Origin of the sequence: Amycolatopsis sp. La24 (genome assembly GCF_029087445.1) — a bacterium.
In the GTDB taxonomy this organism is placed as follows: Bacteria; Actinomycetota; Actinomycetes; order Mycobacteriales; family Pseudonocardiaceae; genus Amycolatopsis; species Amycolatopsis nivea.
In genome coordinates this window covers 36,015-50,248 of record NZ_JARACH010000070.1, presented here as the reverse complement: position 1 = coordinate 50,248, position 14,234 = coordinate 36,015, and the positions used below count along the sequence as shown (strand labels likewise).

Sequence of the window (14,234 nt, the reverse complement as noted above, 5' to 3'; positions counted from 1 at the left end):
GAACAATCCACAAAGGAATGACGATTCCATAGTTCCCCAACTCCGGGATTCAGCTATCATCGTCAAGCACCAAATACCCAGAGTTCCGCTCAGATTCGGGTAAAGTTGCGAGGAACTCTGGGGAAGTGGTGATCAGAAAGTTCTCCGCAGGCGAGGCCAGCGCATGGAAAGCGACCCGATGCGGGCCGGAGGCCAGCAGTCCTTGGCCGCGGTCGGCGGAGAGCAGGTAGTGCTTTTCTCCGGCAGAAAGGTCGAAGGCGGCGCAGATCCGGTCGATAGTGTGCGGGGGCTGCCGGAGCAGGACGCGGGTGGCGGCGTTGCCGACGATGGCAGCGCCCACTTCGGTGTCGAGCAGGTCCGCGACGTCCTGGGTGGCAGTGGTGAGCCCGCACCAATACTTCCGGGCGACTTTGGCCAGGCGCAGCAGGAACAGTGCGGCCTCGGGGTGGCGCAGGAGGATGCCGACCTCGTCGACCACGACCAGCCGGGGCCGCCGGTGGGCGGGGTTGGTCACGTGCCGCCAGACGGTGTCGAGCACAAGCAGGGTGGCAACGGTGCGCATCTCGTCCGGCAAGTCGCGTAAGGAGAACACGACGAGGTGCCCATCGGGGGCGGCGGTAGTGGGACCGTCGAACAGGTCGGCGAAGGAGCCGTCGACGAACGGGTGCAGCCGGGCGGCCAGGTCGGCTGCGGTGGTGTCGCCGGACGCCGCGAGCACATTGCGCAGGTCGCGCAGCAGCGGCGCGGGACGCGTCCAGGTACGGGGGTCGCCGGTGATGCCCGCATGCTGGTAGGTGGCGGTGATCGCGGTGTCGAGCACGGTGCGCTCGGAGGCGGTGATCGCGGCACCGAACAGCACCGCGAGGACGGTGTGCAGGAACAGGCTGCGTCGTTTGAGCGCGTCGTGCGGGGCGGTGCGTCGTCCTCGGGCATCGGTGTGCACGGGTAGGTCGAACGGGTTCAGTCGCACTCCGCCCGCGCCGAGGTGCACGTAGGTGCCGCCGATCTCGGTGGCCAGGCGCGCGTATTCGTCCTCGGGGTCGACGACGAACGCCTGCACCCCGTCGGTGGCCCACCCGTTGGCTTCGTCGCGGCTGGTGTCGCGCAGGCGGCGGTAGAGGCTGCGCAGCGTCTCGAGCTTGACGAGGTAGGACTTGCCGGCCCCGGAGCTGCCGAGCACGACGGAGTTGTAGTTGTCGCAGGCGAACCGGTCCCAGTGCACGAGTCCGGAGGAGCCGAGGTTGTACCCGTAGAGGATCCCGTCAGGAGCCGGGCAGGCCGGGTCGGTCGGCGGGAGGTCGGGTGAGGTGAACGGATAGGCCGCCGACGCGGCAGCGGTGTCGAAGGTCCGTTTCAGTCCGAGCGAGTCCAGCCCGAGTGGCAGAGTGGTGACCCAGCCCTGCAGTGCCCGGTAGGTCGCCGGTTTGGCGTCCAGTAGCAGTGACGCACACAGCGACCGCAGCGCCGAGACCTCGTCGGCGAGGCTGTCCTCGTCTGCGGCGTGGACGGTCAGGTAGAGCCCGAATTTGAAGAGTTTCCCGTCGCCGCGGGCGATGCGCCGGGACAGGTCGGCGGCGTCCTCGGCGGCGGCGTCGAGGTCGGGGTCGTCGAGCCGGTCGTGCCGTGCGTTGTGACGCCGGCTGGATTCGAGCCGGGCGCGTTGTTTGCGCAGCCCGCTGGCGGCGGTCGCGGGGTCCACCGGCTGGACGTGCACCGAGACGTCGAGTCGGGCGGGGTAGGTCAGCAGCGGGGCGAGCCAGCCGGGGTAGACCTCCTGCGGGTAGCCGGTGACGCCGAAGGAGGCGACGAACTCGTTGCCGACCTCGAGGTGGCGGGCGGACACCGACAGCGAGTCCGGAGTGAATGCCCCCGCCGACCCGGTCCGGGAAGGCGCGGTGCGGTTTCCGATGCGTGCCATGGGGTCTTACCTGCCTTCGGTCTCGTCGTCGTAGTCCCAGTCCTCGTCTTCGGACAGCCATGGGCCAGGGGCTGCGGGCCTAGGCCGGTGTGGGGAGGGAGGGGAGTCGGTCGCTGCTGCGACCCGCTGCGGGGAGCGTGAGCGTTCGGTGTCGTCGTCGCCGTAGAGGTCGGTGAAGGTGGCGGTGGCGGTCACGACGTCGTCGGCTCCGACCAGTTCGGCCGAGGGCGGGAGGAATGTGTCGGGGTTGCAGGCCGCGGCCAGGACGCCGGTCGCGGCGGCGGCGTCGAGCGGGGCGACGGTGATGCCGGCGGGGGCGAGCAGGTCGACGGCTTCGCCGAGACGGCGCACCAGCCGTTGCTCGGCCGCCTGCCGCGCCCCCGCGTCGACCGGCAGGTCCTCGTGGCGTCGTCGCCGGGCCACCACGCCTGCCGCAGCGGGGCTGGTGCGGAGCGGTTCGCGCAGCACGAGCAGCACCTGCCGGCGTAACAGGTCGGTGTGCGAGGCGAGGTCGGCGAGGTAGTCGGCGTGGTCGCGGGCGGCGGCCTCCAGGGCTGGATGGGGGAGGCCGCCGGCGCGGGCCCGCAGCTGAGCGATCTGTGGGGCGAGGTCGAGGCGTTCGGCCCGCACCAGGATTTGCACCGGCGCGGTCAGGCTGTGCAGGTAGCGGGCGAACGAAGCGACGAGTGCTTCCTGTTCTCCGGGCGTGCGCAAGGAAAAGTTCACAGTGGAGCAGACCGCGATGACAGCCAGCCCGTCGGTGCCGAGGTCGACGACCCCGGCCTGCGCGCCGGTGTCGGCGACCCCGCTGGCGGGAAGTTCCAGCGGAGCCGGGGACACTGGTTCGTTCGCGGCGGTGCGGCGCCTGCGGCCTCGCGTGCGGGTCTCGGCTTGCGGCGCGGTCAGCCAGGCCGGGGCCGCGCGTACACCCTCAGGTGCGGCGACCCGGTGGCGAGGGGACAGGTGCTGGCGGATCGCGGCGACAGCGAGCCGGTCCAGGGAGAGCCCGTCGCGCTTGCCCAGCGCCAGCACGGCGGCCGCGGCCCCGACCGGGAAGGCGATGAGCAGGAACACCGGCAGCGGCAGGAACGCGCGGGTCGCGGAGTAGAGGCCGCAGAGCCCGAGTCCGGCGGTGCCGAGGATCGCGAGCTGACGTGCGGTCAGGGGCCCGAGCACCAGGTCCGGGCGGTCGACGTCGGCGGGCACGCGCACGGGAGAGTTCATGGCGACGAGGCCTCACTTCTTCTTCGGGGCCCGGCGGGCGGGCAGGTCCAACGGCAGCGGCAGTTGCGTTCCGGCCCGCCGTTTCGGCGACGGTGCCGAGGGAGCAGGCGGTGGTGGCGACGGCTTGCGCTGGCGGTGCAGGCCGAGTGGCAGCGGGTACTGGCCCGAGGCGAGTGGCCGGTTGCCGGTGTAGGCGTCGCGCGCGGGGCGGCGCGGGGCGCGGGCGGCGCGGTTGATCCGCCCGGACGGGGTGATCAGCCCAGGCCCGGTCTGCGGCGGGCTGGCTGGTGGGTCAGCGAGGTCGTCGGCCAGCGTCCGGCGGGGCGTGCGCGGCGGGGCGGGGCGCAAATGGATCGGCAGCATCCCGGCGCCCGGTGCCACCAGGGCGCGGGGCAGGTGCGCGGGCGGGCGGGCGTTGCGGTTGATCCGCCCGTCGGTGGTGAGCAGACCGGGCTGCGGCACGGGCGGCGGCGTCCCGGCGGGGCGGTCGGCGAGGTCGTCGGCCAGCGTCCGGCGTGCGGTGCGGTCCTGGTCGCGCCGCGTGGTGATCGGCAGTCCGAGTTGGTCGCGCGGCAACGCGCCGGGCAGGTCGTCCGGGGGCAGTGCGCGCGGGTTGGCCGCCACGGTCTGCTCGTCGCCGGAACCGCTAGCGGTGAACAGCGACATCTGGCCGGGGCCGGGCCGCCGGTCCGGGAGCGCGGTGCCAGGGAGGTCGCCCAGGCGCGGTGATCGGCGCGGCGCAGGCCGGGTGCGGCGCACGCGCATCGGCAGCAGGAACTGTCCCGAGCGAGTCGAGGGCGGGTCCGCCGGTGCACCGCCGCCGTCGCTGCGCGGGCGGTGCGCGCCACCGCTCTTGCCGCTGCTGCGGCGGGAGCCAGTGCCGCGCAGCAGACCCATGGTCTTGTAGGCGATCGCGCCGCGCACCAGCGAGCCGAGCATCGAGCGGCCGCCGCCGCGCATCGGGCGCAGGCACCAGAACGGGATCATGATCAGCACCCACATCAGCGCGATGCACAGCAGCAGGTTGACCAGCCCGGTCCCGGCCTGGCCGAACACGCTGGCGAGCCCGCCGGGGGTGAACACGGTCCGCAGCGCGCCGACCAGGACCATCGACTGGCCGACCTGGATGCCCAGCACCCCGGCGAACGCTTTCCACCACGTCCAGGCGATCCCGTCGGTGAAGGGCAGGGCGTGGCACATGAGCGCGACCGGCGCTGAGCCGATCAGCAGGACCGTCGCCAGCACTCGCACGACGAACGTGATGAGCAGGATGACGACCATCACCACGAGTGCCAGCCCGATGAGAATGACCCAGAAGCTGCCGCCGAGGGATTTCAGCAGCATGTCGGTGAGGGTTTTGGCCGCCGCCTGCGGACTGACGCCTTCGCCCATCACTGCCTGCGCGAGAGCGTTGGCGAACTCGATCCCTTTGGTAGCGGCGAACAGCGACAGCGTCCCGGCAAGGAACCCGGCGGCGACGCGGGGAGCGATCTCCTTGACGGTATAGCGGGTTTGCAATGTTCCGTAGCCCATGACAAGCAGCCCGGCGATCAGCACGAGGATCACGTAGACCGAAAGCAGGATGTGCCAGGACCCGGTCCACAGCGCTCCCAGTCCTGGCAGGGAGCCGGGATCGGGTGTGGTGAGCAGGGTTTTGCCGAGCAGGTCCAGCAGCGGGTTCAGCGCGTCGGTGACGACGCCGCGGAAGAAGCTCTCGATGCCTTCGGTGACGCAGGCGACCGGGTCGGTGATGCCGCATTTGTCGGCCTGCTCGCCGGTGCCCGTTCCCGGTGCGGGAGCGGTGCCTGAGCGACCGGGGCCGGGCGGGACCAGCTGCGGGATGCAGTTCGGTCCCGTGCACGGCGGGGGCGGTGGTGTGGTTGGCGGGGTCGTGCTGCCCAGCGCTCCGCATTCGGGCATCAGCGCACCCGGGAAACACGACACTGGCGGCGCGGGAGGCGGCACGATCGGTGAGGACGGCAGCCCCGTGGGCGGCGGGGCCGGGGCGGTGGGCAGCGTGCACGCCGGGTCCGGCACACCGGGACCGCATCCGGGCTGTGGCGGCAGCGGCAGCACCGGCGGCTGCGCGAGCCCCGGCTCCGCCGCAGCGGGGGGTGGCGGTGCGCCGTGTGCGGTCGAGGCGAGCCCGGCGAGCACCGCCAGCAGAGGCACCAGCACCGCGAGTGCAGGGACCCACCCGCGCATTCGACGCAACCGTCCGCCGCGACGGTGCCGCGCGCGAGCTGACAACGGAGGGGAGAGGAGCCGCTCGCCGAGTCCAGTGTTGGCGTCGTCGCGGACTGGTCCGGTGTCGGTGGTTCGGGCGGGGTGCTCGGGCGGTGCCGTCGTTCGGCGTTTCGGGTCGTGCGAGCGGGTGCGGCGCGGGGCGGTCATCGCTCACACCCCGCCCACGATGCCCTTGAGGATCTCGACCACGAGCGGGGCGAGCGCGGCGAGCCCGAAGCCGATGCAGCCGGCCTTGAACGCGCTCTTGGCTTTCTCGACCTCGCCGGGATCTCCGGAGGCGAGCAGGTAGCGCAGGCCCGCGACGGTGAAGAGGATGATCGCGACTCCGGCGAGGATCCCCATGATCCACTTGCGGATGTTGTCGAAAACCTGGTCGACGGTCTGGGCGAGCGCGACGATCTGCACGGTTTCCGCCCGCGCGGTCGACGACGTCAGCAGCACTCCGGCGGCAGCCAGCCATCCCGCCAGCAGGACGGCGCGGCGACGGCGCGAGGCAGTGCGGCGCGCGGGCTCCGGAGGGCGGCAGTGGCGGGTGAGGGTCAGTCGCATGAGCGGGCCTCCTGACCGGAAGCCGCCCGGCGGACACGGCCGGACGAGCGGCGGGGCGGGTGTGCGGGCAGGCGGGTCCCGCGTGCGCTAACTCCGGATTCCGGGCCGGTCGGAGACACCGGGCGCGCGACTTTCCGCGCCAGGTCCGGGCTTGTGCGCGTCACGCTGCGCAGCCGCACCCGCCGGGTGCGCGACAGTCGCACCTCCGGATGCCGCGACCCCGCGCGGCGTGGGCGGCCGTCGGCCTCCGGCGCGATTGCTTCGTCGCCGGCGTCGGGTGCGGTGAGGTAGCGGGCCAGACGCTGTTCGGCGCGATGACGGGCCTGCTGCGTCGCCCGATAGGTCTGGCCGCGAGCGTGTGCCGCATCGGTGAGCGACAGGTCCCCGAAGCGGGTGGCTGAGATCAGCGCGGCTTCGTTGGCTGTGATGACGCCAGCGCGCACGGCAGTCACGAGCACGAGGTCGGGATGTCCGCCGGGGCGGTGCGGCGGTGCCGAACGGAAGGCGGTGTCTGGGGTGGGCGGCGCGGCGTCGAGGGCCTCGCGCAGCGCGGCGTAGCCGGCGCGGTACGCGGCCCACCGCAGACGCACGAGGATCGCCGGACGGTCCAGATCAGCCTCGCCGAGACCGTGCAGGAAACCGGTCAGGACGGCGGCGTGGATGTCGTGTTTGTCGCCGCGGAATCGGTTGGTCAGCTGGGCGGCGACCGGCAGCAGCACCGGCATCGCGAGACCGACGCACGCCATCGTCCAGGTGCCGCCCTCGGTGCGCGAGCGGGTGATCAGATAAGTCCACGTCGCGTCCCGGGTGGCCTGGGTGCAGTCCTGTGCCAGCAGCAGCGCCCCGAGTTCGTTCAGCGGCACGGGGCGCGACGGCAGTCCGGGTATTGCGGTGCCGTCCACGCACACTGGATGAGGTCCGGTCACCAGCCACTGGAAGGTGGTGGCGGCGACGTCGAACAGCCCGTCCTCCCGGGCGCGTCCGTCGCTGCGGCGAAGCGAGAAAACGCCCAGCTCGGAATTGTTGTCCAGCGGCGGAAAATCCATGGCTACCACTCCTCGCAAAGGTGGAATAACAGTGGTCTCCAGAACACCGGCCGGAGCGCCTCGAAAACGCCTCCGAGCCGTGTCGAAACCGCCTCAACCGAGCGCCTCAAGTGCACGTATTGCCATCGGCGAACCCAAGCCTGCCGGGCACGTGCGTGGCCAGTGAGGCGCACGCAGAAACCCGCTCTGATCTGGGTTGAAACTCTTGGCTTCGCCCGTTGCCGACGAGGAGCCCCGGGCCGGCCCCGTAATGAGAGTGCGGCGTTCTGCCGGTATTAAGGTGCATTTCTGTTTTATTTGTTCCCCTGGTTGATCCGTGCGGAATCCGGGGAATTTTTTCGGGTGCGAGTGTCTCCGGAGGACGTGTTTTCCGGAGTTATCCGGTGACCGCATCCACCGCCGGAACCCGCGTCGGCGGCTCTTGCCCAGGAGGCTTTCCATGACCCAGCGCGCGCAGTCCCCGGACGGCCGTCCCGGTCGCCGGACCGACTCGACTCGCCCGCCGCGTACTCGCCGCGGCGGTGGCCTCGTCCCATACCCCGGAGCCCGTGCAGGTGCCGCCGCGGCAAGCGCAGGCCGGACTCGTGCGACTTCGCATCCCACAGCGACACGGGTCGCGTCACGCCGCCGGACACCCTCCTCGACGGCACCGACTCCGGCGACAGTGTGGACATGCGGGCCCGACCCGATCGACGCCTGCGCGGTGTGGCCGGTGCCCATCGTGGAGACCGTCACGGCGGCGTTCACCGCGCCCGGTGCACACGTCCTGCTGATCGACCTCGACACCGCGACGACCCCGGGCGCGGACGCAGCCGCGACGACCAGTGTGCCGCCGGTGACGGCAGCGCGGGAGGCGGTGCGGGCGCTTGGCCGCACGGCCGACTCGCTCGCGGTTAACGGTCGAGACGACGGCACTGGGTCGTCTCGGCCGTTCTGGGCCGACCTGGTCACCGACGCTCGCGACCCGTCCGCAGCTCCCGCCGGGGTACCGTCGCGCACCGCCGCGCTCCAGAGTGGCCACGCACCGGTGCCGGGCAGCGGTTCGCGAGTGGATCTGGTGCTCGTGTCCTTATCTGCCCGCGCCGCCGAGTCGGTGTCGCTGGACTCGCTCGCGCTGCTGGCGGCCGACCGGCTGCGCCACGGCGGGACCTTCGTCGTGTACACGCACAGCGACTGGACCGAGGGCCGGTTGGCCGACCCGACCGGCGCGATCGTGGCCGCGGCCCAGCACGCCGATCTGCTCTACCTGCAGCACATCGTCGCTCTGCACACTCCCGTCCGGAAAGGACGCCTGCCCGCCGCGCCGAGCCCGGCAGCGGCCGCCGACTACTACCGCGCCCGCCACCGCGCGACAGTGCGCGGACTGCCCGCGCCGCACCTTCGCGCGCACGGCGACGTCCTTGTCTTCGCCCAGCCCGCCGACCCCGGCGAGGCGGAGACCTCCGCGCCAATCGGCACTCCTGCGGGAGGCATCCCGTGACTCCGCTCTCGCCGCGCCCGACCGTGTCCTCAGCTCTCGCGAAAGGCACCACACTCATGCCCCACCCGCAGCCTTCGTCCCCGGCCAACCCCAGCGCGCCTGGCTCGGTTGTCAGCAGCGACGACAGCCCGACCGTTCCGGTCTCGCGTGCGCTCATCGACGCCCTCGACACCGGCGTCACCCCGGGCACGCCGATCGGGAACGGCCAGGCGACCGCGACCGCCGACCCGGACGGGCTGCCGCTGTCGGTGTGGGCGACCGCGCAGACCTCGCCGTCCGCACAGCGCAAGGGCCGCTACGTGCCCGAGTCGACCGCGCATCCGGCGAAGATGCTCCCGGCCGTTGCGGCGCACGCCGTCCGCGCCTACACACGTCCCGGGGAGCTCGTGTTCGACCCGATGGCGGGGTCGGGAACTACGCTGGTGGAGGCGATCGACGCCGGACGCCGCGCGGTCGGCGTCGAGTACGAACCGCAGTGGGTCGCAGTCGCGCGCGCGAACCTCGAGCTGGCCCGGGCGCGCGGCCGCGACCACGACGCGGAGGTCGTGCGCGGCGACGCACGGCAGTTGCCCTTCCTGCTGCCGGAGAAGTACCGAGGACAGGTCGCGTTGGTGGTCACCTCGCCGCCCTACGGGCCGTCCACGCACGGACGGGTCGTCGCCGGCAGCGAGTCGCCAGACGGGAAGGTACACAAGTACTACTACCGCTACGGGTCGGCGCTGGACCGAGGCAATCTGGCCAATGTCGGCCACCATCGGCTGCTGGCCGGGTTCACCCGCGTCCTCACCGGGTGCGCGGCCGTGCTGCGGCCGGGTGGGCACGTCGCTATCACGGTGCGGCCGTGGCGGGAGCACGCGGAACTGATCGACCTGCCCTCGCAGATCATCGCCTGCGGTCAGGCGGCCGGGCTGGTGCCGGCCGAGCGGTGCGTCGCGCTGCTGGCACGTGTCGCCGAGAGCGATCTCGTCGCGCGCGGCTCCTTCTTCCAGCGCGACTTCATCCGCAAGCAGCGCGAGCAGGGTCTGCCGTTGCATCTGATCACGCACGAGGACGTGGTGGTGCTGCGCCGCCCGCTCACGCGTCCCGGGACCGCGCTGGACATCCATCGGCGGCAGTCGTGAGCGCCCGCGCACGGTGCCAGGACTGCGGCTGGCGCGCCCACTACCGGTCGCTAGCCGTGGCACGGCGCGTCGCCGCCCGGCATCGCTGCCCGGATTCCGGCAAGCCCGCGCCTGAGGCGTCGCCGCGCGGACCCGCGGGCAGTGCAACATGATCGCCGCCTCGTCGGTGGCGGCCGCTGTGCCGGAGGAGCGCGGACGGGGCGTGTCAACGGCGGGCTGGGGCGCGGCCGTCTGTTATTTGGCGACGGTGGCGGGCGCGAACTGGGCCAGCGCGCAGCACCTGTTCGCGGTGGGCGCTCTAGTCGTCCCGGCGGGCGCGTCTATCGCGGGAGCGGCGTTGGCTGTCCGCGACGTGGTGCACGAGACGCTCGGCGTGCGCGGGGTGCTCGCGGCGGTCATCGCCGGGACGGCGGTCTCGGCGATCGTGGCGTCGCCGCGGATGGCTGCGGCGAGCGCCGTGGCGTTCGCAGTGTCCGAACTCGTCGATTGCTGGCTGTACCGCCGATGGCGACCGCGCGGACGACTGAACGCGGTCGCGGGATCGAACCTGGGCGGTCTGGTCGTGGACAGTGTCGTGTTCGTGCCCGGAGCGTTCGGGTCGCTGGCACTGTTGCCCGGCCAGCTCGCGGGCAAGGCCCTAGCGACCGTCGCGGCGCTGGCGGTGCTGGCTGCGTGGTCGCGCCGGCCGGAGGTGCGGTCGTGAAGTTCTATCTGGGCACGCACCAGCCGGCGTGGCTCTCCCGTGATCTCGCGGTGCCGTTGCTGGTCTCGCACCGGCGGCTGGCCGGGCGCCGCACTCTGCCGCGTGCGACAGGCGAGTGGGCCCTGGACTCCGGCGGCTTCACTGAATTGTCGTTGCACGGCCGCTGGCGCAGCGATGCCCGAACATACGTCGCCGCGGTGCGCCGCTACGCCGCCGAGATCGGCGGGATGGCGTGGGCGGCACCGCAGGATTGGATGACCGAAGCGCATGTCCGAGCCCGCACTGGGTTGAGCTTGCGCACCCATCTTCTGCGCACCGTCCGCAACTATCTGCAGCTGCGCGAGTTGGCACCGGAGCTGCCGATCATCCCGGTTGTGCAGGGTGATGACGTCCGCGACTACCACCGCTGCGCGGATTCGTACGAACGCCACGGCGTAGACCTGACAGCCTTGCCGCTGGTGGGCGTCGGCAGCGTATGCCGTCGCCAGCACAGCGGTCAGGTCGAGCAAATAGTGCGATCGCTGCACGCGCGCGGGCTGCGGCTGCACTGCTTCGGGGTCAAGACGATCGGCTTGGCTCGCTACGGCGACGCGGTCGGCTCCAGCGATTCAGCCGCGTGGAGCTTCAGCGGTCGATACCTGCCGGGCTGCGCCCCCAGCCACCGGAGCGAAGCCAACTGCCTGACCTACGCACTGTCCTGGCACGCTCGGCTCCAAAGCACGCTTGCCCGTCCGGAGCTCCGCGTCACCGCACGGCCCACTGCGAGCTGCGCGCGCCCGCCCAGCCGTGGCCGCACGGGTGGCACGCGCCCACCGTCGCGCGGGACGCGCACCGCCCGAGGCAGTTCCACACGGCCGGGGGAGCGGCGGTGACCGAGCTTCTGACCGACGACCTGCGGTTCGTGGCGACCGACGGGCCGGTGATCGGGTCGCTGTGCACCGGGTACGGCGGCCTCGACCTCGGCGTCGCGGCCGTGCTCGGCGGCCGGATCGCCTGGTACTGCGAGGTCGATCCGCACGCCGCCGCGATTCTCGCCGCGCGGCTGCCGGGCGTGCCGAACCTCGGCGATCTGCGCACGACGGATTTCTCCGCCGTGGAACGGATCGAGGTGCTGACGGCGGGATTCCCGTGCCAAGACATCTCCGCGGCCGGTCGGCGCGCGGGCATCGAGAAGGGAACGCGCAGTGGGCTGTGGAGGAACATCCTGGACGCCATTCGCGTACTACGACCGAACCTCGTCATCGTGGAAAACGTTGCCGCGCTCCGGTGGAAAAACGGCGGCCTCGACGTCGTACTCGGCGGGCTGGCCGAAGCGGGGTATGACGCGGTTTGGCGTTGCGTACGCGCCGCCGACGTCGGAGTCGCCCACCGGCGGGAGCGGCTGTTCCTGTGTGCCGTCCCCGGGCAGGGACGGGATGCGGATGATGCCGACCCCGCAGGCCCGTGACGGAGAGCCGCGCGGCCCGGTCGATCCCGCGCGCCGCCGTGCGGGCGGGCACCAGGTCAACCTCAACGACGCCGTCGACTCCGTTGTCCGGCTGGCCCAGTTGCTGCCTACGCCGACGGCGGCGGACTCGCGATCGGCGGCGATCCAGACCGTGCTGAACTCCGGCCGTCCGATCCCGACCGGGTGCGTGACCCTGACCGACTCGGTGCGGCTGCTGCGGACCCCGACGGCCTCGGACGCGAAGAACTGCACCCACGACACCCACGACGGCGGACCGTCCCTTCCCGACCGCGCCCGCGCGCTCGACACCCGACCGGCGCCAGCGGCCGGAACATGTTGCGCGGCAATGCGCGTGTTCGCGGCTTCCTAGCCGAATTCCTCCGCCGCACGACGGTTCATCCAACGGAATCTCCGCTGCCGCACGACAAGGAGGCCCGTGTCTCTTGGACACACCACGACTTCTGCCGACCCCGCGGGCGACCGACGGAACCAAAGGCTGCCCCGCACAACGAGGTTCGAAGGGCGACCTGATGCTGCCGTCGGTCGTCATCGCCGTCACCACGCCCGCACCGAAGCCACGCACGCGGAAGAAGGTGAGTGACCGTGACACCCACTCGCGCACGCCGCGTCGCACGCGGTGAACCGGGGCAGGTGGACTGGGGCGAATACGCCGCCGCCGTACACCGCTGGGAAATCATCACCGCACGGCCCGCGCCCTACCCGACACAGCCCGGGCGGCACGGCCGCCCCGTGCTCGCTCCGCCGTTCGTCGAATGGCTCATGGGTCTGCCCGCGGGGTGGGTCACCGCCGTAGATCTCGACCTGCCGCGCACCGCACAACTGCGTGCGCTGGGCAACGGAGTCGTGCCCGCCCAGGCCGCACACGCGCTACGCCTCCTGCTCACCGACCTGGCTCATCTGAACTGCCTGCCACGCCAGCCATCCTTTGCGAGCACGCGGATCACGAAATCCCGCGCAAGCCGACCGTCTCCCGTGCGCGGCGGCTCGACGCGCCCGTCCGGCACTGCCCGGACTTCGACCGCAGCGCGACGTCAGCGTCCTGGCACGAGCTCGCACGGCTGAACCTGTGGCGCGCTCGGGGTTTCTACGCCACCGCTCGGGCACCGCAGTCCATCCGCAGCCTGCAATCCGTCGTGCCCGAACTTTCCAAAGGAACTCGTTGCCATGCTCACGCCCAGCAATGCCCGCCGCTGTCCGCCCGGTCGTGACCCCGGAGCCGTCAGCTGCCGTTCCGACAAGGAGGTGCTGTGATGGCTTCGCGTCCTCCCTCCACAGCACACAACACTGCCACGCGTCCGCCGACGCGCTCAGCATCAGGCCTACGGCCGGCCATGGCAGTCCGGACGCGCTCGCCGCGCGGCGAGCGCTATCCGGGCCAACCGCGAGGCCGATACCTGAGCCTCGGCGCGGGAGTGCAGAGCCTGACCGTCTTTCTGCTCGCATGCGAAGGCCGGATCCCGCGCTTCGATGCTGCCTTGTTCGCCGATACTGAATGGGAACCCAAACAGGTCTACGCGCAGTTGGACACCGCCCGCCGGATCGGTGCACAGGCCGGGATACCCGTCCTGACCGTGTCCGGCGGCAATATCCGCCTGGACACTCTGAATCCCGACGCGCGCTTCGTGACCATGCCGTTGTTCGTCAAAAATCCTGACGGAACACGGGGTATGGCGCGCAGGCAATGCACCGGCGACTATAAGATCCGACCCCTGAAGAAGGCAGTCCGAGAGATCCTCGGCTACCCGCATCCGCTGCGGGTGCCGCGCGGGGTGTTCGTCGACCAGGCCATCGGCATATCCACCGACGAGATCCACCGCGCCAAGGACTCGGACGTCAACTACGCCCGCAACATCTTCCCGCTTCTCGACTTGGGCATGTCCCGTTCGGACTGTTTGATGTACCTGCGTGAGCGAGGCATGGGCGACGTGGTGAAAAGCTCGTGTATCGGCTGCCCGTACTCAGGCAACTCCCGGCTGCGGTTCATCCGCGACACCGACCCGCAGGCATGGGCGGACCTGATCGAGTTCGACAAGGCGATCCGCCACGGCAGCCCTCGCGCGAATGCCGGCGGCAAACCGTTGCGCGGCCAGTTCTTCATCCACCGCTCCCTGCGCCCCCTTGACCAAGTCGACCTCGACGCCACCCGCGGACGGCCCAGCACCGAAGAAGACGACCCAGACGGCTGTTCCCCGTTCTCCTGCCGCAGCGGCCCCGAAGCAGCCGTCGCAGTGCCGTAAGACTCATCGCCCCACGGCCTGTCTCCGCAGCCGTACGAGCTTTTTGCCCGCCAAACGGTGACCGCCGGACAAGCCACACCACGATGCCGCTCGGACCGGACATCGCACGTCCCTGTCCGTTCGGACCACCGTCACGGCTGAAACTCCTCGGGCCGCGCGAAGAGTCTCGTGGCTGCCCCTTCCCCTCTGTCCGAAACGGAGCGTTCATTTACACACGTCCACAGCAGACCCTGCGGATTGG

13 protein-coding genes are annotated in these 14,234 nt (G+C 71.3%); 8 read left to right on the top strand and 5 right to left on the bottom strand.

Translation table 11 applies throughout. The features are described from left to right. Window positions 1–49: 49 nt before the first annotated feature. The 5 genes from PUT80_RS39650 to PUT80_RS39630 form a co-directional block, all read right to left on the bottom strand. Window positions 50–1,918: an ATP-binding protein gene (locus PUT80_RS39650; protein WP_275295209.1), complete on the bottom strand. Its 1,869-nt coding sequence runs from the start codon at window positions 1,916–1,918 to the stop codon at window positions 50–52. Between the two features lie 6 nt (window positions 1,919–1,924). After that, entirely contained in the window at window positions 1,925–3,142 is a 1,218-nt protein-coding gene (locus PUT80_RS39645; protein WP_275295208.1) for a PrgI family protein, read from the bottom strand. A 12-nt stretch (window positions 3,143–3,154) separates the two neighbouring features. Next, window positions 3,155–5,347 (bottom strand): hypothetical protein, encoded by a 2,193-nt coding sequence (locus PUT80_RS39640; RefSeq protein ID WP_275295207.1) that lies wholly within the window; start codon window positions 5,345–5,347, stop codon window positions 3,155–3,157. A gap of 192 nt (window positions 5,348–5,539) precedes the next feature. Beyond that, window positions 5,540–5,938, bottom strand: coding sequence for a pilin (locus PUT80_RS39635; RefSeq protein WP_275295206.1), 399 nt, complete (start codon window positions 5,936–5,938; stop codon window positions 5,540–5,542). Then, window positions 5,929–6,984 (bottom strand): sigma-70 family RNA polymerase sigma factor, encoded by a 1,056-nt coding sequence (locus tag PUT80_RS39630; protein WP_275295205.1) that lies wholly within the window; start codon window positions 6,982–6,984, stop codon window positions 5,929–5,931. Before PUT80_RS39630 ends, PUT80_RS39635 begins: the two co-directional genes overlap by 10 nt. Window positions 6,985–7,696: 712 nt before the next feature. Between PUT80_RS39630 and PUT80_RS39625 the strand changes: the two genes are divergently transcribed. The 8 genes from PUT80_RS39625 to PUT80_RS39590 all read left to right on the top strand — a co-directional run bounded on the left by PUT80_RS39625 (window position 7,697) and on the right by PUT80_RS39590 (window position 13,993). Continuing rightward, on the top strand, window positions 7,697–8,464 hold the full coding sequence (locus PUT80_RS39625; protein WP_275295204.1) for a hypothetical protein: 768 nt from the start codon (window positions 7,697–7,699) through the stop codon (window positions 8,462–8,464). A 56-nt stretch (window positions 8,465–8,520) separates the two neighbouring features. Further along, window positions 8,521–9,585, top strand: a complete 1,065-nt coding sequence (locus PUT80_RS39620; RefSeq protein ID WP_275295203.1) for a DNA methyltransferase — start codon at window positions 8,521–8,523, stop codon at window positions 9,583–9,585. 148 nt (window positions 9,586–9,733) lie between these two features. Then, window positions 9,734–10,288: a VUT family protein gene (locus tag PUT80_RS39615; protein ID WP_275295202.1), complete on the top strand. Its 555-nt coding sequence runs from the start codon at window positions 9,734–9,736 to the stop codon at window positions 10,286–10,288. Continuing rightward, window positions 10,285–11,160 carry a hypothetical protein gene (locus PUT80_RS39610; RefSeq protein ID WP_275295201.1) on the top strand — a complete coding sequence of 292 codons (876 nt, stop codon included), beginning with the start codon at window positions 10,285–10,287 and terminating at the stop codon, window positions 11,158–11,160. The genes PUT80_RS39615 and PUT80_RS39610 overlap by 4 nt, the downstream gene beginning before the upstream one ends. Continuing rightward, entirely contained in the window at window positions 11,157–11,735 is a 579-nt protein-coding gene (locus tag PUT80_RS39605; protein WP_275295200.1) for a DNA cytosine methyltransferase, read from the top strand. Before PUT80_RS39610 ends, PUT80_RS39605 begins: the two co-directional genes overlap by 4 nt. Beyond that, window positions 11,713–12,105: a hypothetical protein gene (locus PUT80_RS39600; protein ID WP_275295199.1), complete on the top strand. Its 393-nt coding sequence runs from the start codon at window positions 11,713–11,715 to the stop codon at window positions 12,103–12,105. Before PUT80_RS39605 ends, PUT80_RS39600 begins: the two co-directional genes overlap by 23 nt. A 233-nt stretch (window positions 12,106–12,338) precedes the next feature. Then, complete coding sequence (locus PUT80_RS39595; protein ID WP_275295198.1) at window positions 12,339–12,818, top strand: hypothetical protein; 480 nt, start codon at window positions 12,339–12,341, stop codon at window positions 12,816–12,818. Window positions 12,819–13,168: 350 nt separating this feature from the next. Beyond that, window positions 13,169–13,993: a hypothetical protein gene (locus PUT80_RS39590; protein WP_275295197.1), complete on the top strand. Its 825-nt coding sequence runs from the start codon at window positions 13,169–13,171 to the stop codon at window positions 13,991–13,993. Window positions 13,994–14,234: the final 241 nt, after the last annotated feature.

What these genes read in the sequence shown, in the direction of transcription:
- PUT80_RS39630 (WP_275295205.1), bottom strand. Translation starts at nt 6,984, where the DNA reads ATGGATTTTCCGCCGCTGGACAACAATTCCGAGCTGGGCGTTTTCTCG.
- PUT80_RS39635 (WP_275295206.1), bottom strand. Translation starts at nt 5,938, where the DNA reads ATGCGACTGACCCTCACCCGCCACTGCCGCCCTCCGGAGCCCGCGCGC.
- PUT80_RS39600 (WP_275295199.1), top strand. Translation starts at nt 11,713, where the DNA reads ATGCCGACCCCGCAGGCCCGTGACGGAGAGCCGCGCGGCCCGGTCGAT.
- PUT80_RS39650 (WP_275295209.1), bottom strand. Translation starts at nt 1,918, where the DNA reads ATGGCACGCATCGGAAACCGCACCGCGCCTTCCCGGACCGGGTCGGCG.
- PUT80_RS39640 (WP_275295207.1), bottom strand. Translation starts at nt 5,347, where the DNA reads ATGCGCGGGTGGGTCCCTGCACTCGCGGTGCTGGTGCCTCTGCTGGCG.
- PUT80_RS39615 (WP_275295202.1), top strand. Translation starts at nt 9,734, where the DNA reads ATGATCGCCGCCTCGTCGGTGGCGGCCGCTGTGCCGGAGGAGCGCGGA.
- PUT80_RS39645 (WP_275295208.1), bottom strand. Translation starts at nt 3,142, where the DNA reads ATGAACTCTCCCGTGCGCGTGCCCGCCGACGTCGACCGCCCGGACCTG.
- PUT80_RS39620 (WP_275295203.1), top strand. Translation starts at nt 8,521, where the DNA reads ATGCCCCACCCGCAGCCTTCGTCCCCGGCCAACCCCAGCGCGCCTGGC.